At 62.9% G+C, this 17,320-nt stretch carries 16 protein-coding genes; 14 read left to right on the top strand and 2 right to left on the bottom strand.

Annotated features, from left to right (window positions below; genetic code table 11):
* Window positions 1-92: 92 nt before the first annotated feature.
* Window positions 93-1,718: a YbaL family putative K(+) efflux transporter gene (gene ybaL / locus ACODTA_RS03095; protein WP_489064338.1), complete on the top strand. Its 1,626-nt coding sequence runs from the start codon at window positions 93-95 to the stop codon at window positions 1,716-1,718.
* Window positions 1,719-1,729: 11 nt separating this feature from the next.
* Here ybaL and ACODTA_RS03090 read toward each other — a convergent pair whose 3' ends face one another.
* Complete coding sequence (locus tag ACODTA_RS03090; RefSeq protein ID WP_489064337.1) at window positions 1,730-3,340, bottom strand: GNAT family N-acetyltransferase; 1,611 nt, start codon at window positions 3,338-3,340, stop codon at window positions 1,730-1,732.
* Window positions 3,341-3,478: 138 nt separating this feature from the next.
* Window positions 3,479-4,699: an NADP-dependent isocitrate dehydrogenase gene (locus ACODTA_RS03085; RefSeq protein WP_489064336.1), complete on the bottom strand. Its 1,221-nt coding sequence runs from the start codon at window positions 4,697-4,699 to the stop codon at window positions 3,479-3,481.
* Window positions 4,700-4,846: 147 nt separating this feature from the next.
* Between ACODTA_RS03085 and ACODTA_RS03080 the strand changes: the two genes are divergently transcribed.
* The 13 genes from ACODTA_RS03080 to ACODTA_RS03020 all read left to right on the top strand — a co-directional run bounded on the left by ACODTA_RS03080 (window position 4,847) and on the right by ACODTA_RS03020 (window position 17,317).
* The gene (locus ACODTA_RS03080; protein ID WP_489064335.1) at window positions 4,847-5,587 is read left to right on the top strand and encodes a phosphatidylserine decarboxylase; all 741 of its coding nucleotides are present in this window, start codon (window positions 4,847-4,849) and stop codon (window positions 5,585-5,587) included.
* Entirely contained in the window at window positions 5,584-6,363 is a 780-nt protein-coding gene (locus ACODTA_RS03075; RefSeq protein WP_489064334.1) for a CDP-alcohol phosphatidyltransferase family protein, read from the top strand. The genes ACODTA_RS03080 and ACODTA_RS03075 overlap by 4 nt, the downstream gene beginning before the upstream one ends.
* Before the next feature lie 67 nt (window positions 6,364-6,430).
* Window positions 6,431-6,724 carry a hypothetical protein gene (locus ACODTA_RS03070; RefSeq protein ID WP_489064333.1) on the top strand — a complete coding sequence of 98 codons (294 nt, stop codon included), beginning with the start codon at window positions 6,431-6,433 and terminating at the stop codon, window positions 6,722-6,724.
* A gap of 96 nt (window positions 6,725-6,820) precedes the next feature.
* Window positions 6,821-7,630 carry a 30S ribosomal protein S2 gene (gene rpsB, locus ACODTA_RS03065; protein ID WP_489064332.1) on the top strand — a complete coding sequence of 270 codons (810 nt, stop codon included), beginning with the start codon at window positions 6,821-6,823 and terminating at the stop codon, window positions 7,628-7,630.
* 84 nt (window positions 7,631-7,714) lie between these two features.
* A complete protein-coding gene (gene tsf, locus ACODTA_RS03060; RefSeq protein ID WP_489064331.1) occupies window positions 7,715-8,641 on the top strand; it encodes a translation elongation factor Ts in 927 nt (308 codons plus the stop codon).
* 159 nt (window positions 8,642-8,800) lie between these two features.
* Window positions 8,801-9,526 carry a UMP kinase gene (gene pyrH, locus ACODTA_RS03055; protein WP_222988476.1) on the top strand — a complete coding sequence of 242 codons (726 nt, stop codon included), beginning with the start codon at window positions 8,801-8,803 and terminating at the stop codon, window positions 9,524-9,526.
* Between the two features lie 3 nt (window positions 9,527-9,529).
* Window positions 9,530-10,087: a ribosome recycling factor gene (gene frr, locus ACODTA_RS03050; protein WP_222988477.1), complete on the top strand. Its 558-nt coding sequence runs from the start codon at window positions 9,530-9,532 to the stop codon at window positions 10,085-10,087.
* Entirely contained in the window at window positions 10,084-10,830 is a 747-nt protein-coding gene (locus ACODTA_RS03045) for an isoprenyl transferase (protein ID WP_489064330.1), read from the top strand. Before frr ends, ACODTA_RS03045 begins: the two co-directional genes overlap by 4 nt.
* Window positions 10,827-11,627: a phosphatidate cytidylyltransferase gene (locus ACODTA_RS03040; protein WP_489064329.1), complete on the top strand. Its 801-nt coding sequence runs from the start codon at window positions 10,827-10,829 to the stop codon at window positions 11,625-11,627. The genes ACODTA_RS03045 and ACODTA_RS03040 overlap by 4 nt, the downstream gene beginning before the upstream one ends.
* The gene (locus ACODTA_RS03035; protein WP_489064328.1) at window positions 11,624-12,781 is read left to right on the top strand and encodes a 1-deoxy-D-xylulose-5-phosphate reductoisomerase; all 1,158 of its coding nucleotides are present in this window, start codon (window positions 11,624-11,626) and stop codon (window positions 12,779-12,781) included. Before ACODTA_RS03040 ends, ACODTA_RS03035 begins: the two co-directional genes overlap by 4 nt.
* Entirely contained in the window at window positions 12,778-13,911 is a 1,134-nt protein-coding gene (gene rseP / locus ACODTA_RS03030) for an RIP metalloprotease RseP (RefSeq protein ID WP_489064327.1), read from the top strand. Before ACODTA_RS03035 ends, rseP begins: the two co-directional genes overlap by 4 nt.
* A 128-nt stretch (window positions 13,912-14,039) precedes the next feature.
* The gene (gene bamA, locus ACODTA_RS03025; RefSeq protein ID WP_489064326.1) at window positions 14,040-16,715 is read left to right on the top strand and encodes an outer membrane protein assembly factor BamA; all 2,676 of its coding nucleotides are present in this window, start codon (window positions 14,040-14,042) and stop codon (window positions 16,713-16,715) included.
* Window positions 16,715-17,317, top strand: coding sequence for an OmpH/Skp family outer membrane protein (locus ACODTA_RS03020; protein WP_489064325.1), 603 nt, complete (start codon window positions 16,715-16,717; stop codon window positions 17,315-17,317). The genes bamA and ACODTA_RS03020 overlap by 1 nt, the downstream gene beginning before the upstream one ends.
* The last annotated feature ends 3 nt before the right edge of the window (window positions 17,318-17,320 follow it).

Here is a 17,320-nt window from a genome sequence, read left to right as displayed (position 1 = left end):
CGATTTCCAGCTTTTGGGTAGAAAAAGCATTCGGATGGGGTCGCAATCTGCGAATCCAGTCGTTAGCAAAGGGGAACATTCCGGGAGAACTGATGCCTCACGCAACGCCGCTGATTGCAACCATCGTCGCGGGCCTTACACTCGCCTTCATCTTCGGAGCGCTGGCCTTCCGCCTCCGGATTTCGCCGCTGGTCGGCTACCTGCTCGCCGGCGTCGTCGTCGGCCCCTTCACGCCGGGCTATGTCGCCAATCAGGCGATCGCCAACGAACTGGCCGAACTCGGCGTGATCCTGCTGATGTTCGGGGTGGGGCTGCATTTCTCGGTCCGCGATCTGCTGTCGGTCAAGAATATCGCGATTCCCGGTGCGCTGGTGCAGATCGCGGTCGCGGTACTGCTCGGCATGGGGCTCGCCTATCTCCTCGGCTGGGACACGACCGCCGGCTTCGTGTTCGGTCTGGCCCTGTCGGTCGCCAGTACCGTGGTGCTGTTGCGCGCGCTTCAGGAGCGTCGGATCCTCGATACCGAGCGAGGGAAGATCGCGATCGGCTGGTTGATCGTCGAGGACCTTGTGATGGTCCTCGCTCTCGTCTTGCTGCCGGCACTGGCCGGCGGCAGCAGCGGCGACCATCCGATCGGCATGACGCTGGCGATCACGATCGGCAAGGTTGTCGCCTTTGTCGCCTTCATGATGATCGTCGGCCGACGCGTCATCCCTTGGGCATTGCATCATGTCGCGCATACCGGTTCGCGCGAATTGTTCCGGCTGGCGGTGCTGGCGATCGGGCTGGGCGTGGCGTTCGGCGCGGCGATGCTGTTCGGCGTATCGTTCGCGCTCGGTGCCTTTTTCGCGGGCATGATCCTTGCCGAATCGCCGCTCAGTCAGCGCGCGGGTGAGGAAACCCTGCCGCTGCGCGACGCATTCGCGGTATTGTTCTTCGTATCGGTCGGGATGCTGTTCAATCCCTATATCCTGATCACCGATCCGCTCTCTCTGGTCGCGACCGTCGCGATCATCATCCTGGGCAAGTCCGTCGCGGCCTATGCGATCGTCCGCGCCTTTGGTCGCTCGGACAAGACCGCGCTGACCATCTCGGCCAGCCTCGCGCAGATCGGCGAATTCTCGTTCATTCTCGCCACATTGGGATCGACACTCAAGCTGATCCCGGCCGATGCGCGTGACCTGATCCTGGCGGGCGCGATCATATCGATCATGTTCAATCCCCTGTTGTTCGTGATCATCGACAGGGTGATCGGAAAGGTCGTGGGCGAAGGGGGGCATGCGATCGGCGGGCCACCCAGGCCCGCGATCGCCGGCCATGTCGTGCTCGTCGGCTATGGCCGGGTGGGCAGGACGGTCGGCGAGAGCCTGCTGGAGGCCGGAGAGAAGGTCACGATCGTCGAGATGGAGGATGATGTGCTGGCACTCCCCAACGACGAAAAGGCGACCGTGCTCTGCGGCAACGCCGCCAATGTCGATCTGCTCAAAAGGGCCGAGATCGGGGATGCACGGCTGTTGTTCGTCGCGATCCCCCAGAGCTTCGAGGCCGGGCAGATCGTTGCGCAGGCGCGCAAGCTCAACCCGAAGATCCGCATCGTCGCGCGTGCGCATTCGGATGACGAGATCGCGCATCTCCAGAAGCTGGGCGCCGACCTGACGATCATGGGCGAGCGCGAAATCGCCCGCAAGATGATCGATCAGGCGCTGATCGGCCGCTGAGGGCGCGGCCGTCAGCCGCCGCCGGGACTGTGTTTTTCGGCGGGGGCGGGGCCGACCGGAAGCGTATCGGGATGCGCATGGGCGGTGTCCCACTCGATATGATAAAGGTCGAAGCGCCGGTCGTTGAGGTTGCGGACGGTGCCTTCGGCGCGCGCCCAGGTGAGGTCCGCCAGATTGACGTCGGAGATGGTCAGCGTCTCGACATTCTCGGTCGCTTCCGCCGCGATGCCATCACGGGCGAAGGGGAAATCGCAGGGCGTCAGGATGCAGCTCTGCGCATATTGGATGTCCATATTGTCGACGCCCGGCAGGTTGCCGACATTGCCTGAAAGCACCATGAAACACTGGTTCTCGATCGCGCGCGCCTGGCTGCAGTAACGCACGCGCAGATAGCCCTGGCGGCTGTCGGTGCAGAAGGGCACGAAGATGATCCGCGCGCCCTGATCGACCAGCCGCCGCGCAAGTTCGGGGAATTCGCTGTCGTAGCAGATCAGCACGCCGATCGGCCCGCAATCGGTCTGAATCGTGTCGATAGAATCGCCGCCCTTGATGTTCCACCAGTAACGCTCATTGGGCGTGGGATGAATCTTCTCCTGCGCATGGGTAGATCCATCGCGCAGCGCCACATAGGCGACATTCTGGATGTCGCCGTCCTCGGCGCGCGTTGGGTGCGATCCGCCGATGATGTTGATGTTGTACTCCAGCGCCATGCGATTGAGTTCGGCGGTGATCCGGGGCGTATAGGCGGTCAGCGCGTCGATCGCCTCCATCGGCGACAGCTTGCGCGTTTCGAAGCTCAATAGCGGCAGCGTGAAGAGTTCGGGAAAGACAACGAAATCAGAGCGATATTCGGATGCGACATCGACGAAATATTCGACGCTACGTACGAATTCCTCGAAACTGGCCACGGCGCGCGCCTGGAACTGGACGGTCGCCAGCCGCACGCTTTCCACGCCGCGCGGCACCCTGAATTCCTTGGGCGCATCCGCCTCAACATAGGGATTGCGCCACACCATATGCGCGGCGTTGCCGGCGGATTTCTTGTCTTCCGGCAGATAATTCTTCAATATTCCAATATATTCATAACCGTTCTTGAGCTGAAATCCGATCACTGGATCGGCGACCTTTCCCTCGATCACCTTGCGGACATAATCGTCGGGGCCGTCCAGCCGCCGCTTCAGCCGCGAATAATTGGGCATGCGGCCGCCGAAGGCGATGCCGGAAAGATCGAGCCGTTCGGCGAGTTCCTTGCGTGCGTCGTAAAGACGCTGGCCGATCCTGAAACCGCGCTGCTTGGGATCGACGCACATCTCATAGCCGTAGAGCCAGTCGCCGGTCGGGTCGTGGCGCGATCCGAAACCGTTGCCCGTGATCTCGTCCCAGTCATGCGGACCCAGCGCAAGCGCGCCCGGCACGCGCATCGACGCGCAATAGCCGACGACCTTGCCGTCATAGAGCGCCACGAATACGCCCTCGCGGTAATTGTTGATCTGGCCGCGAAGCACGCCCTGCGTGTAGCCGGGAAGCTCGGGATAGGCGCGCGCGATCAGTCGTTGGATACCCACCACATCCGATGGCGCCGCATTGCGGACTTCGAGACGGGTCTTGCCGGTGCGCGCCATGGATCGGGGTTGCCTTTCTGTTTGAGGGGCGGAGCCATCGTGCGGAGAACGCGCAATAAGGCCAAGGGATCGCAGCCGGAACAAAAAAAGGGCCCCGACTTTCGCCGAGGCCCCCGTTTTCGTGAATTTCGCCCGGATTTATTTCCAGTCAGCCATCGCCTTTTCGAGGTTCACGCGGATCGCCTCGAAGAATTGTTCGGTCGTCATCCAGGCCTGGTCTGGGCCGATCAGGATCGCGAGATCCTTGGTCATGCCGCCGTCCTCGACGGTCTTGATGCAGATTTCCTCGAGTGTTTCGGCGAAGCGCACCACATCGGGCGTATCGTCGAACTTGCCGCGGAATTTCAGGCCGCCGGTCCAGGCGAAGATCGACGCGATCGGATTGGTCGATGTCGCCTTGCCCTGTTCGTGCATGCGATAATGGCGGGTAACCGTGCCGTGCGCGGCTTCCGCTTCGATCGTCTTGCCGTCGGGCGTCATCAGCACAGAGGTCATCAGGCCCAGCGAGCCGAAGCCCTGCGCGACCTGATCGGACTGGACGTCGCCGTCGTAGTTCTTGCAGGCCCAGACGAAGCGGCCGTTCCACTTGAGCGCGGAGGCGACCATGTCGTCGATCAGGCGGTGCTCATAGACGATATTGGCGTCGCGGAACTTGTCCTTGAACTCGGCGTCGAACACTTCCTGGAACAGATCCTTGAAGCGGCCGTCATAGGCCTTGAGGATCGTGTTCTTGGTGGAGAGGTAGAGCGGCCATTTGCGGTCGAGTGCGTAGTTCATGCTGGCGCGCGCGAAATCGCGGATCGAATCGTCGAGATTGTACATGCCCATGGCGACGCCCGACGACGGGAAGTCGAACACTTCCTCCTCGATCTGCTGACCGTCTTCGCCGGTCCAAACCATCTTGAGCTTGCCGGGCCCCGGCACGCGGAAATCGGTGGCGCGATACTGGTCGCCGAAGGCGTGGCGGCCGACGACGATCGGGTCGGTCCAGCCGGGAATGAGGCGGGGCACATTCTGGATCACGATGGGTTCACGGAAGACGACGCCGCCCAGGATGTTGCGGATCGTGCCGTTGGGCGACTTCCACATCTTCTTCAGGCCGAATTCCTCGACGCGCGCCTCATCGGGGGTGATGGTGGCGCACTTCACGCCGACGCCGTATTTCTGGATGGCCTTCGCCGCGTCGACGGTGATCTGGTCGTTGGTCTCGTCGCGCTTCTCGATGCCGAGGTCGTAATATTCCAGGTCGATATCGAGATAGGGGAGGATCAGGCGTTCCCGGATCCATTGCCAGATGATTCGGGTCATTTCGTCGCCGTCGATCTCGACGACGGGAGTTTTCACCTTGATCTTCGCCATGCGTTGCTCGCTTTCTTTCCCAGGGAGTTTGCAAGCCCCCTATAGGCGCGGGCAGCGGCAATCAACCGGTCCACGTGCGGAAGACGGCGAGCGCATGCGCCGTACAGCGGCGTTGTCACTCGTCGGATGCGCCCTTAAAGAGGGTGGATGAAGGAAATCAAACAGCCGGAAAGCACGGCGATGGCCACCGGCGTCAAATGGCGCTGGCCAAGCGTTCACCCGGAGGGTCGCAAATTCATCCTCATCTCGGGTGCCGTCACCGCCTTCTTCGCCTTCATGGCGTGGGAGACGCTGGCCTGGCCGATGGCCGGTATCACGCTTTGGATTGCCGCCTTTTTCCGCGATCCCGTTCGCTCGGTTCCACGTGGTGAAGGTCTTGTCATCGCGCCTGCCGACGGCATGGTCACCCTGATCCAGACCGTTCTTCCGCCGCGTGAGTTGGCGGGGGGCGCCGGGTTGGGCGATGCGCCACTCACCCGGATCTCGATCTTCATGAGTGTGTTCGACGTCCACATCAATCGCGCGCCGATCGGCGGCACGATCAAGCAGGTCGTCTATATCTCCGGTAAATTCCTCAATGCCGATCTCGACAAGGCGAGCGAGGACAATGAGCGTCAACACATATTGGTGGAGGATCGCGATGGAATGCGGATCGGCTTCACCCAGATCGCTGGCCTTGTCGCGCGCCGGATCATGCCGTTCGTGAAGCCCGGCGATATCGTTGCGGCCGGCCAACGTATCGGCCTGATCCGATTCGGCAGCCGCGTTGATGTCTATCTGCCTGAAGGGACCGCTCCGCGCGTGACGCTCGGCCAACGCTGTGTCGCCGGTGAGACGGTATTGGGTGTGGTGGGCCGCGGAGAACCGCAGGACGCCATTCCGCAATGAGTGAGGAGCGTATCGCGCCGCCGCGCCGTGGCATCCCGCTTCGTGCGCTGGCCCCCAACGCGGTCACCGCGCTTGCACTATGTTGCGGGCTGACCGGGATCCGCTTCGGCATCGCCGGGGATTGGGAAAGGGCGGCCGCAGCGATCATCGTCGCAGGCATACTGGATGGCATGGACGGGCGTATCGCCCGGTTGCTCAAAGGGGAAAGCCGCTTCGGCGCCGAACTCGATTCGCTCTCGGACGTGATCGCTTTTGGGGTTTCGCCGGCGATCATCATCTATCTCTGGTCGCTGCAATATTTGCCCCAGTTCGGCTGGGTGCTGGCGCTTGCCCATGCCGTGTGCTGCGCGCTTCGCCTTGCCCGCTTCAACGCCAATATCGATGCCAAGGAGCAGCCGCATAAATCGGCGGGGTTCCTCACCGGCGTGCCGGCGCCCGCTGGAGCGGGGCTGGCTCTGTTGCCCATGTTCGTATGGCTGTGGCTGGGTGAACCTGCGGCCACCGCCCGTGAAGTCTGGGTAGTGGCGCCCTGGCTGGTCTTCGTCGCGTTCCTGATGATTTCGAACGTCGCGACCTTCAGTTGGTCGTCACTGCGCCTGCGCCGCAATATCCGGCTGGAGGCGATCGCGGTTGTCGGGCTGCTCGGCGCGGCCTTGTTGTCCGCGCCCTGGGCTACCTTGTCCGTGATCAGCGTGATTTACGTTGCATTGATCCCGTTCGGCGTGCGCAGCTATGCGAAGGTCAGGCGGCTGCGCGCCGGATCTGCTGCCGGGTAGGGACGGGGCGATAGCTGCGGACCTTTGGCCGCATGCGCACGACATGGCGTGAAACCACCTGGGTACGGTGCGGGATTTGTTCGCCGGCAAGCGCCGCCAAGATCGCATCCCATCGCTCGACCAGTGTGAAAACGATGACGCCAAGACCGACCATCAGCGTGGCAACGAACAGCAAATAAGACGCGAACCCAATCATTGCGATCCTCCTGCATCTCCGATCCGCCTGGCGGATACGGGGCCGGAACTGCTGCGGAAAACGCGATCGCGTGCCGATTTGTTCCGACTTGGCGATTTATGTTCTTCTTTTGTTCCGATGTCAAGCGATCTGCCCGGGCTTGATTTCCACTCGGTACAGCGCTAAGCGCCCCGCCCATCCCACATGGGAAGCGCACATACCGGTGCCGTGGCCTGTTCACGGTTCTTGCTTCCCAGCGGACCAACCGGAAGGAGAAAGACCATGGCGGCACCTGTCGTCACCATTCAGCAATTGATCGAGGCCGGCGCGCATTTCGGCCACCAGACCCACCGCTGGAACCCCAAGATGAAGCCGTACATCTTCGGCGACCGCAACGGGGTGCACATCATCGACCTGTCGCAGACCGTGCCGCTGTTCGCGCGCGCGCTCGACTTCATCGACCAGACCGTGGCGCGCGGCGGCAAGGTGCTGTTCGTCGGCACCAAGCGCCAGGCGCAGGAGCCCATCGCCGAGGCAGCCCGCCGCGCGGGCCAGCACTTCGTCAACCATCGCTGGCTGGGCGGCATGCTCACCAACTGGAAGACGATCAGCAACTCGATCAAGCGTTTCAAGGCGCTCGAAGAGCAGCTTTCGGGCGACACGCACGGTCTGACGAAGAAGGAAGTGCTGCAGCTCACCCGTGAGCGCGACAAGTTCGAGCTGTCGCTCGGCGGCATCCGCGACATGGGCGGTATTCCCGACGTGATGTTCGTGATCGACGCCAACAAGGAAGAACTGGCGATCAAGGAAGCCAACACGCTCGGCATCCCGGTCGTCGCGATCCTCGATTCGAACGTGTCGCCCGACGGCATCGCGTTCCCGGTTCCGGCGAACGACGACGCCAGCCGCGCCATCCGCCTCTACTGCGACGCTGTCGCCGCCGCCGCGACCCGCGGCAATCAGGGTGCTGCCCAGGCGCGTGGCCAGGACATCGGCGCCTTCGCCGTTCCGCCGGTTGAGCCCGCGCTGACCGAGGATGAGCAGGTTCCGGCTCCCGCCGCTGCGGAAACCGAGGTTCAGAGCGACGCCTGAGCGTCGTCTAACTGAAATATTGACGAGGTAAGGGCGCTTCACGGTGCCCGCCTCCATTCAACCGATCTGAAAAAGGAAGAGATCATGGCGGAAATCACTGCCGCACTCGTGAAGGAGCTGCGTGACCGCAGCGGCGCGGGCATGATGGATTGCAAGAAGGCGCTCGCCGAAACCAACGGCGACATCGAGGCCGCGATCGACTGGCTGCGTACCAAGGGACTCGCCGCCGCCGCCAAGAAGGCCGGCCGGACCGCCGCTGAGGGTCTGGTGGGCGTCGCCGTCGCCGGCACCAAGGGCGCCGCCGTCGAGGTCAATTCCGAGACCGACTTTGTCGCCAAGAACGAGCAGTTCCAGGAATTCGTCGGCACCGTCGCGAAGCTGGCGCTCGACGCCAATGGCGACATCGACGCGCTGGCGGCGGCCGCCTTCGGCAATGGCGAGACCGTCGCCGAGAAGCTGACCAGCAATATCGCCACGATCGGCGAGAACCAGAATCTGCGCCGCACGCGTATGCTTTCGGTCGATCAGGGCGCCGTTGTTTCCTATGTCCACAACGCCGCAGCGCCGGGCATGGGCAAGATCGGCGTACTCGTCGCGCTCGAGAGCGCCGCGCCGGCCGATAAGCTCGAGGCGCTGGGCAAGCAGCTCGCGATGCATATCGCCGCTGCTTTCCCGCAGGCGCTGAACGAGGATGGCCTGGATTCGGCGATGGTCGAGCGCGAGCGCGCGATCGCCACCGAAAAGGCCGCCGAATCGGGCAAGCCCGCCGAGATCGTCGCCAAGATGGTCGAGGGTTCGATCGCGAAGTTCCGCAAGGAAAACGCGCTGCTCAGCCAGCTCTTCGTCATGGATAACAAGACGAAGATCTCGGACGTCGTCGCCGCCGCCGGCAAGGAAGCCGGTAGCGAGATCGTCCTCAAGGATTATGTCCGTTTCCAGCTCGGCGAAGGCATCGAGAAGGAAACCAGCGACTTCGCCGCCGAAGTCGCTGCGGCTGCAGGCGTCGCCTGAATCCTGCAATTCCCGCGCGCCATTCCTGTTGGTTCGGGATTGGCGCGCGGTCGCAGCCTGGCTGCACGAAAAATCCACCAATGGCCACACTTGGCTTTGGGGCGCGGGCTGACTAAGGTCCGCGCCACTTTCCTGTCCTGATCGGAATATTTGGCGCTGATGACCCGGCAACGCTTCAATCGCATCCTGCTCAAGCTCTCGGGCGAGGTGCTGATGGGGCAGGGGCAATTCGGTATAGACCCCGGCACCGTCGCCCGCGTCGCGGGCGAGATCAAGGCGGCGCGGGAAGACGGATTCGAACTCTGCATCGTCGTCGGCGGCGGCAACATCTTTCGTGGCCTTGCCGCGGCCGATGCCGGTTTCGAGCGTACCAGCGCCGATTATATGGGCATGCTCGCGACGGTGATGAACGCGCTGGCGGTTCAGAACGCGCTTGAGCAGATCGGCGTGGACACCCGCGTCCAGTCCGCCATTCCGATGAGCACGGTATGCGAGCCCTTCATCCGCAGGCGCGCCGAGCGGCATCTGGAGAAGGGCCGCGTGGTCATCTTCGCGGCCGGCACCGGCAATCCATATTTCACGACCGACAGCGCGGCGGCGCTGCGTGCCGCCGAAATGAAGTGCGACGCGCTGTTCAAGGGCACGTCGGTCGACGGCGTCTATGATGCGGATCCCAAGAAGGTCGCAACCGCGACCCGTTATGAAACAGTTACTTTCAACAAGGTCCTGTCGGACGATCTGAAGGTGATGGATGCCAGCGCGGTGGCGCTGTGCCGCGACAACAATATCCCGATCGTGGTCTTCAACATTCGCGACGAGGGCAACCTGGCCCGCGTGCTTGCCGGTGATGGAACCGCCACGATCGTTCAGAACGAGAAAGGATGACCGATGCCCGCCTATGACAAGGCCGATCTGGAGCGCCGCATGCACGGTGCTGTCGAATCGCTGAAGCACGATCTGGGCGGTTTGCGGACCGGTCGCGCGTCCGCTTCGCTGCTCGATCCAGTGACCGTGGAGGTGTATGGCGCGCATATGCCGCTTAATCAGGTCGCGACGGTCTCGGTGCCCGAACCGCGGATGATCTCGGTCCAGGTATGGGATCGCAGCAATGTCGGCCCCACCGACAAGGCGATCCGGTCCGCGGGCCTTGGCCTCAATCCGATCGTCGACGGGCAGACGCTGCGCCTGCCGATCCCCGATCTGACCGAGGAGCGGCGGAAGGAGCTTGCGAAGCTTGCCGGGCAATATGCTGAAAAAGCACGCATTGCTGCACGCAACGTGCGCCGCGACGGCATGGACAGCCTGAAGACCGATGAGAAGAAGCACGAGATCAGCGAGGACGAGCGCAAGCGCCTCGAAACCGAAGTGCAGAAGCTTACCGATAGCACGATCGGCGAGATCGACGCCGCAGCCCAGGCCAAGGAAAAGGAAATCCTCGGTCAGTGAATCAGGCGGTCGCCAAAGCCGATCCAGCCTCGGCGGCGGGTAAAGGCGGCGCCCCGCGCCATGTCGCCATCATCATGGATGGCAATGGGCGCTGGGCGAAGAAGCGGCTGCTGCCGCGCGTCGCCGGTCATAGGCAGGGCGTGGAGGCGGCGCGACGCACGGTTCGCGCAGCAGGCGATCTCGGCATCGAAGTGCTGACGCTCTACGCCTTCTCCTCGGAGAACTGGCGTCGCCCGGCCAGCGAGATCGGCGATCTGATGGGGCTGCTCCGTCGCTTCATCGTCGATGATATCGAGGAACTGGCCGAGGCGGGCGTGCGGCTGCGCGTGATTGGAGACTATCGCGCATTGGCCCCCGATATCGTTTCGCTGATCGACTCGGCGATCGCCCGCACGGCCGAAAATACGCGAACGACGCTCGTGATCGCGCTCAATTATGGCGCACAGGACGAGTTGGTACGCGCAATCCGCAGCTTCGCGGTCGATGCCGTCGCTGGACGCATCGATCCGCAGACGATCAACGATGCGGATGTCGAGGCGCGGCTTGATACCAGCGATCTGCCACCGCTCGATCTGCTGATCCGTACATCCGGTGAAAAGCGCCTTTCGAACTTTCTCCTGTGGCAGGCCGCTTATGCCGAGCTCATGTTCGTGGATACGCTATGGCCCGATTTCGACCGCGACGCGCTTGCCGCGGCGATCGGGCAATTCGGCCAGCGCGAGCGGCGTTTCGGAGGTTTATGACCTCGCCTGAACCAGGGCCTCAACCGGGCAAGGGTTCCGACCTTCCGCGACGCGCGCTCGTCGGGGTGATCCTGATCGCGATCGCGGTCACGGCGCTGTATCTGGGCGGCACGACATTCTGGATCCTGATCAGCGTCGCATCGCTGCTCATGCTCTCGGAATGGGCGGATCTCGCGGGTGTCGAGCAATCGCAGAAGCGGATCGCGATGTTTTCCGCGTCGATCCCGCTCGCGATCATTTCGCCACTGGCGGCCGGCCCCGGTTTCTTCGCGCTTGGCCTGATCGCGGCAGCGACCTTCTTCACGGGTATCGTCACCCAGCGCACCCAGCTTGCGGCGGGTGTTGTCTATGTCTCCCTGCCGGCGATGGCTCTGCTGTTCATCCGTGGAGAGGCCAACGGCCTGATCCTCGCATTCTGGACACTGGCAATCGTCTGGGCGACCGATATCGGCGCCTATTTCGCTGGCCGGAACATTGGCGGTCCCAAGCTGATGCCGGCGGTGAGCCCCAGCAAGACCTGGTCCGGCTTGGCTGGCGGCATGATCGCCGCATTGCTTACCGGACTCGCGTTCTCGCGCTGGGGCGGGATCCCGATGGGGCTTGCGCTCGCCAGCCTGGTGCTTGCCGTGGTCGCACAGGGCGGTGATCTTTTCGAAAGTGCGCTGAAGCGGCGTGCCGGGGTGAAGGACAGCGGCACGTTGCTGCCTGGGCATGGCGGTGTGCTCGACCGGCTTGATGGCCTGGTACCGGTCGCGCCGATGGTCGCGCTGCTCATCCTTGCGGACGGCATCTTATGAAAAGCATCACGATATTGGGCGCCACCGGATCGGTCGGCGGTTCGACACTGGACCTGATCGAACGCAATCCCGACCGTTTTCGCGTCGAGGCGCTTACGGCCAATTGCGACGTCGAGCGACTGGCGGCTGCGGCACGGCGGACAAAAGCCAGGCTTGCCGTCGTCGCGGACGAAACCTGCCATCAGGCGTTGCGCGATGCGCTGGCGGGGACTGGAATCGAAACCGCAGCGGGTGCTGCGGCCGTCGCGGAAGCGGCTGCGCGTCCCGCCGATCTGACGATGGCGGCGATCGTCGGCTGTGCTGGCCTGTCTCCGGTGATGGAGGCCGTCCGCCGGGGCGGGACGATCGCACTCGCCAACAAGGAAGCACTGGTTTCGGCGGGTGCCCTGATGATCGACGCCGTCCACCGTCACAACGCGACATTGCTACCCGTCGATTCCGAGCACAACGCGATCTTCCAATGCCTGGAGGGGAGCGACCTCGACAGCGTTCGCCGCATCATCCTGACCGCGAGCGGGGGGCCATTCCGCGAATGGAGTCGGGCGGACATGGCGTCGGTCACGCCCGAGCAGGCGGTGAAACATCCCAATTGGTCGATGGGCGCGAAGATCTCGATCGATTCGGCAACAATGATGAACAAGGGGCTGGAATTGGTGGAGGCTCACCATCTTTTCCCCGTGGGTTCCGATCGCATCGAAATCGTCGTCCATCCTCAATCGGTGATCCATTCGATGGTCGACTATGTCGACGGTTCGGTGCTGGCGCAGCTCGGTACGCCCGATATGCGGACGCCGATCGCATACGCGCTCGCCTGGCCGACGCGCATGGCCACGCCGTGCGAACCGCTGGACCTGACCGCGCTGGGACGGCTGGATTTTGAAAAGCCCGATACCGATCGTTTCCCCGCCCTCACGGTCGCGCGCGAGGCCCTGGAAGGGAGCGCGGCGCGCCCGGCGATCCTTAACGCGGCGAACGAAGTCGCCGTCAGAGCCTTTCTGGATCGCCGGATCGGTTTTCTCGATATCGTGGCGGTTGTCGTGGACACGCTGGAGCGCTATGACCCGGCGGACCCCGCGACGCTCCAAGAGGTGTTCGCGATTGACCGCGAAGCGCGCATTCTGGCCGAAGAGGGCCTCAAGACACATTGCCTGTGACTGAAAACCCTGGAATTCCGCTGACGATCCTGGCCTTTCTGCTGGTCATCGGGCCGCTCGTGTTCGTCCACGAGTTGGGCCATTATTTCGTCGCCCGCTGGTTCGGTGTGAAGATCGAGGCGTTCTCGATCGGTTTCGGCCGGGAGATCAAGGGGTGGACGGACAAGCGCGGTACGCGCTGGAAGCTCGCCTGGCTGCCGTTGGGCGGTTATGTGCGGTTCGCGGGCGACATGAACGCCGTCAGCCAGCCGTCCCCCGATTGGCTGGCGCTGCCGCCGCAGGAACGTGCACGCACCTTCCAGGCCAAGCCGGTCTGGCAGCGCGCGCTGATCGTATTCGCCGGCCCCGCCATTAATTTCCTGTTCGCATTCCTGATTCTGATGGGTTTCGCGCTGGCTTATGGCGAGAGCCGCACCTTGCCGGTGGCGGAACAGGTCGTCGCGGGATCCGCCGCCGAGAAGGGCGGCATGGTAACGGGCGACAAGGTGATCGCGATCGACGGGCGATCGATGGCCGTGTTCGACGATGTCGCCGGCTATGTACGAATGCGGCCGAACGAGCATATGGCGGTCCAGGTCGAGCGCGAAGGCGCCATCCGCACGCTCGATATCGTCGCCGGTGTGCGATTCGAGGAGGACCGTTTCGGCAACCGCCACGCGCTTGGCCAGCTCGGCATCATCAATGCGCGGCCAGTGGTCGAACCGGTCTCGCTGATCGAGGCGCCGGGCGTCGCGATCGTGCGCATCAAGAGCATCCTGACGATGATGGTCGACGGGATCGGCCAGATCATCACCGGCCGGCGGTCTGTGAAGGAACTGGGCGGCCCGTTGAAGATCGCCCAGGCTTCGGGCGAGATGGCTTCGATCGGGCCTGAGACCTTCATCTGGTTCGTCGCGCTCATCTCGATTAATCTGGGATTCATCAACCTATTGCCAGTTCCCATGCTGGATGGCGGACATTTGCTTTTCTACGCGATCGAGGCGGTTCGACGGAAACCCGTCGGCGCGGTGGCCCAGGAATGGGCTTTCCGCTCGGGCATGCTCGCGTTGCTGGCGCTGATGATGTTCGTCACCTTCAACGATTTGTCGTCTTTCGGGGTCTGGGAAAGTCTGTCGCGCTTGATCGGTTGACGGTGATCGGGCAGGGCAGTGCGCTGCTAGCGGGTCGTATCCATCAAAAGCATCTGCTTTCGATGGCGGGCCGATCCGCTAAACCAAGGTTCAGCCGCCGGCGGGGCGGTGCGTTATTTCAGGGTAGGATGGGCGTGAAGGCGAAAAACAGCATCGGCTTCGGCAGTCGAAATATGGCAGTGCTGCTGGTCGGCACCATGCTCGCCGGCCAGGCATTTCCCGTCTTCGCGCAGACGGCGCCGGCGGCTCCTGCTCCGGCGCCCGCGCCGACGGCGCCTGTTTCGGGCACGATTCGCGCGGTGAACGTGGTCGGATCGCAGCGACTGGAACCCGATACGGTGCGTTCCTATACAGCGCTTCGTCCCGGCGGCACCTATACGCGTGAGAGCGTCGACCAGGCGCTGAAGGACCTGTTCGCGACCGAGTTGTTCGCGGATGTCCAGATTCGCGACGACAACGGCACGCTGACCATCGAGGTTCGCGAGAATCCGGTGATCAACCGTATCATCCTGGAGGGCAACAAGCGGATCAAGGAAGACAAGATCCGGCCCGAGATCCGCCTTGCTCCACGCCAGATCTTCACGCGATCCAAGGCACGCGCCGACGTTGCCCGTATCATCGAGCTGTATCGCCGCCAGGGCCGGTTCGCCGCGACCGTCGAACCGAAGATGGTTCAACTCGATCAGAACCGCGTCGATATCGTGTTCGAGGTCAATGAAGGGCCGCGCTCGAAGGTCCGCCAGATCAATATCCTCGGCAACGAGAAATTCTCCGACGGTGACCTGCGTTCGCAGATGGCGACGAAGCAATCGCGCCTGTTCCGCATTTTCAGCTCGCGTGACAGCTACGATCCGGATCGTCTGGCCTATGACCAGCAGAAGCTGCGCCAGTTCTACTTGACCGAGGGCTATGCCGATTTCCGCGTGATTTCGGCGGTCGCCGAACTCACGCCCGACAAGCGCGACTTCATCATCACCTACGTGGTGGAGGAAGGCGATCGCTACAAGTTCGGGGACGTCGCGGTCGAAAGCGAACTCCGTGATTTCGACAACAACACGGTCAACCGGCTGGTCACGATCAAGAAGGGCGACTGGTACAACGCGAAGCGCGTCGAGGACACGGTCGACGGCATCACCGAGACCGCTGGTCTGTTCGGCTATGCCTTCGCCGATGTGAACCCGAACTTCCGGCGCAGCGCCGAAGACAAGACGATGTCGCTGACCTTCCGCATCGCGAACGCGCCACGCGTCTATGTCGAGCGGGTCGATATCAACGGCAATACGCAGACCCAGGATAAGGTGATCCGGCGCGAATTCCGCCTGGCGGAAGGGGACGCGTTCAACAGCTTCCAGGTCAAGCGCTCGCAGGACCGGATCAATTCGCTCGGCTTTTTCCAGGAAAATCTGGAAATCCAGCAGAAGCCAGGATCGGGGCCCGACAAGATCATCCTGGAGACCAACGTCCAGGAGAAATCGACCGGTGAGCTTCAGCTTTCGGCAGGCTTCTCCAGCCTTGAGCGCTTCATCATCAACGCCTCGATCACGCAGCGCAACTTCCGCGGCAAGGGCCAGTTGCTGCGCACGAGCATCAACTATTCCAGCTATTCCAAGTCGGTCGAACTCGGCTTTACCGAACCCTATCTGTTCGATCGCAACATCGCGCTGGGCGGCGATATCTTCCGCCGCGACTATAACTCGTTCAATTATCTCGGGAGTGAGCGCAACACGACCTATCAACAGGTCTCGACCGGCTTCTCGATCAGGGCCGGCGTGCCGCTCACCGAATTCTGGCAGGCGCAGATCCGGTACCAGCTTGTCCATGACGACGTCACGCTCAACAAGAACACCTTTTTCAACAATGGTGTCTGCGAACCCCTGCTTGCTGGCCGATATCTGTGCGATGCAATCGGCACGCGACTGACCAGCTCGCTCGGCTATACGCTGGCGTTTGACAACACCAACAACCGTCTACGCCCGTCGGCGGGCAACCGACTGAGCATCAGTCAGGATTTCGCGGGCCTGGGTGGCGACGTGAAATATCTGCGCACCGTCGCCAACGCCTCCAAATATTGGAAGGTGTTCGGCAACTTCATCTTCTCGTTGAGCCTTGAGGGCGGGCACATCCTGCCGCTCGAGAACCAGCGTGTCGATGCCGTGGGCAACCTGATCGAGAAGGTTCGCCTGACCGACCGCTTCTTCCTCGGTGAACCGCAGATCCGCGGCTTCGACATTCGCGGCGTCGGCCCACGCGTGCAACGCCTGCAATATGATTCGACCACCGGCGAACTCAACGTTCAGAGGAACTCGATCGTCGACGACGCGCTTGGCGGCCGCACCTATTATATGGGCCGTGCCGAACTTGAGATTCCGCTGGGATCGGGCGCACGCGAAATGGGCTTGCGCCCGTCGGTCTTCGTCGATGTGGGTTCGGTGTTCGGCGTCCGCAGGCCTAAGCTCACGACGCTGGCGGACTTCCCCGTTGGTACTGACGGCAAACCGACATCGCTCGTCATTCCCATTCTCGACTCGAGTGGTGGCCAGCAATGTGTCAACGGCTCTACGGGAGCGCTCACGCCGAAGCCCACCGCAGGCTGTGGCGATGGCACCTCGCTCTACGGCAACACGATCGCTCCCTTCGAGGAACAATTCCTGGGTAACTCGCCCAAGCCACGCGTTTCGGTCGGCTTTGGCGTCAACTGGAACTCGCCGTTCGGCCCGTTCCGCATCGACATCGCCCGCGCGCTGATCAAGGAGCGCGGCGACGACACCAAGTTGTTCACTTTCAACGTAGGAACCCAATTCTAATGATCAAATATTCGAAGAAGGCGCTGCTTGCCGCCTGCGGTCTCGCCTTCGCTTCGCCCGCGCTTGCTCAGAACGCACCTGCTGGCCAGAAGGCGCCTGCTGCTGTTGTCGTGGTGATCAACAGCGAGCGCGTGTTCGGCGAATGCAACGCGTGCAAGGCGGCGAACACGCAGCTTCAGTCGCAGATCACGGCGCTTCAGACGCGCGCTCAGCAGCTTGGGGCGCCGCTCCAGACCGAAGCTGACGCGATCCGCACCGCCGCCGGCGGCAAGGAGCCCGACGCCGCGCTCAAGATCCGGATCACCGCGCTGCAGACCAAGCAGACGCAGGCGCAGCAGGAACTCGCCAACAGCGAGCAGACGATCCAGCGCAACCGCGCCTATGTCGGCCAGCAGATCCAGACCGCGCTGAACCCGATCATCCAGAAGGTGATGTCGGCACGCGGCGCGAATTTCGCGATCGACGTGCAGGCGACGCTCGCGATCGGGCCTGGCGTGGACGTCACCAATGACGTGCTTGCGCAGCTCAACACCGCGCTGCCTTCGGTCAACGTCACCGCGCCGCCGCCGCCCGCGCAGCCGCAGCAGCCCCAGGGCCGTTGATCC

The sequence above is a fragment of the Sphingomonas sp. FG14 genome (assembly GCF_057809675.1).
The sequence above is the reverse complement of the archived record's forward strand: the minus strand, read 5'-3'. Positions and strand labels throughout refer to the sequence as shown.

What these genes read in the sequence shown, in the direction of transcription:
- ybaL (WP_489064338.1), top strand. Translation starts at nt 93, where the DNA reads ATGCCTCACGCAACGCCGCTGATTGCAACCATCGTCGCGGGCCTTACA.
- ACODTA_RS03090 (WP_489064337.1), bottom strand. Translation starts at nt 3,340, where the DNA reads ATGGCGCGCACCGGCAAGACCCGTCTCGAAGTCCGCAATGCGGCGCCA.
- ACODTA_RS03085 (WP_489064336.1), bottom strand. Translation starts at nt 4,699, where the DNA reads ATGGCGAAGATCAAGGTGAAAACTCCCGTCGTCGAGATCGACGGCGAC.
- ACODTA_RS03080 (WP_489064335.1), top strand. Translation starts at nt 4,847, where the DNA reads ATGAAGGAAATCAAACAGCCGGAAAGCACGGCGATGGCCACCGGCGTC.
- ACODTA_RS03075 (WP_489064334.1), top strand. Translation starts at nt 5,584, where the DNA reads ATGAGTGAGGAGCGTATCGCGCCGCCGCGCCGTGGCATCCCGCTTCGT.
- rpsB (WP_489064332.1), top strand. Translation starts at nt 6,821, where the DNA reads ATGGCGGCACCTGTCGTCACCATTCAGCAATTGATCGAGGCCGGCGCG.
- tsf (WP_489064331.1), top strand. Translation starts at nt 7,715, where the DNA reads ATGGCGGAAATCACTGCCGCACTCGTGAAGGAGCTGCGTGACCGCAGC.
- pyrH (WP_222988476.1), top strand. Translation starts at nt 8,801, where the DNA reads ATGACCCGGCAACGCTTCAATCGCATCCTGCTCAAGCTCTCGGGCGAG.
- frr (WP_222988477.1), top strand. Translation starts at nt 9,530, where the DNA reads ATGCCCGCCTATGACAAGGCCGATCTGGAGCGCCGCATGCACGGTGCT.
- ACODTA_RS03040 (WP_489064329.1), top strand. Translation starts at nt 10,827, where the DNA reads ATGACCTCGCCTGAACCAGGGCCTCAACCGGGCAAGGGTTCCGACCTT.
- ACODTA_RS03035 (WP_489064328.1), top strand. Translation starts at nt 11,624, where the DNA reads ATGAAAAGCATCACGATATTGGGCGCCACCGGATCGGTCGGCGGTTCG.
- bamA (WP_489064326.1), top strand. Translation starts at nt 14,040, where the DNA reads ATGGGCGTGAAGGCGAAAAACAGCATCGGCTTCGGCAGTCGAAATATG.
- ACODTA_RS03020 (WP_489064325.1), top strand. Translation starts at nt 16,715, where the DNA reads ATGATCAAATATTCGAAGAAGGCGCTGCTTGCCGCCTGCGGTCTCGCC.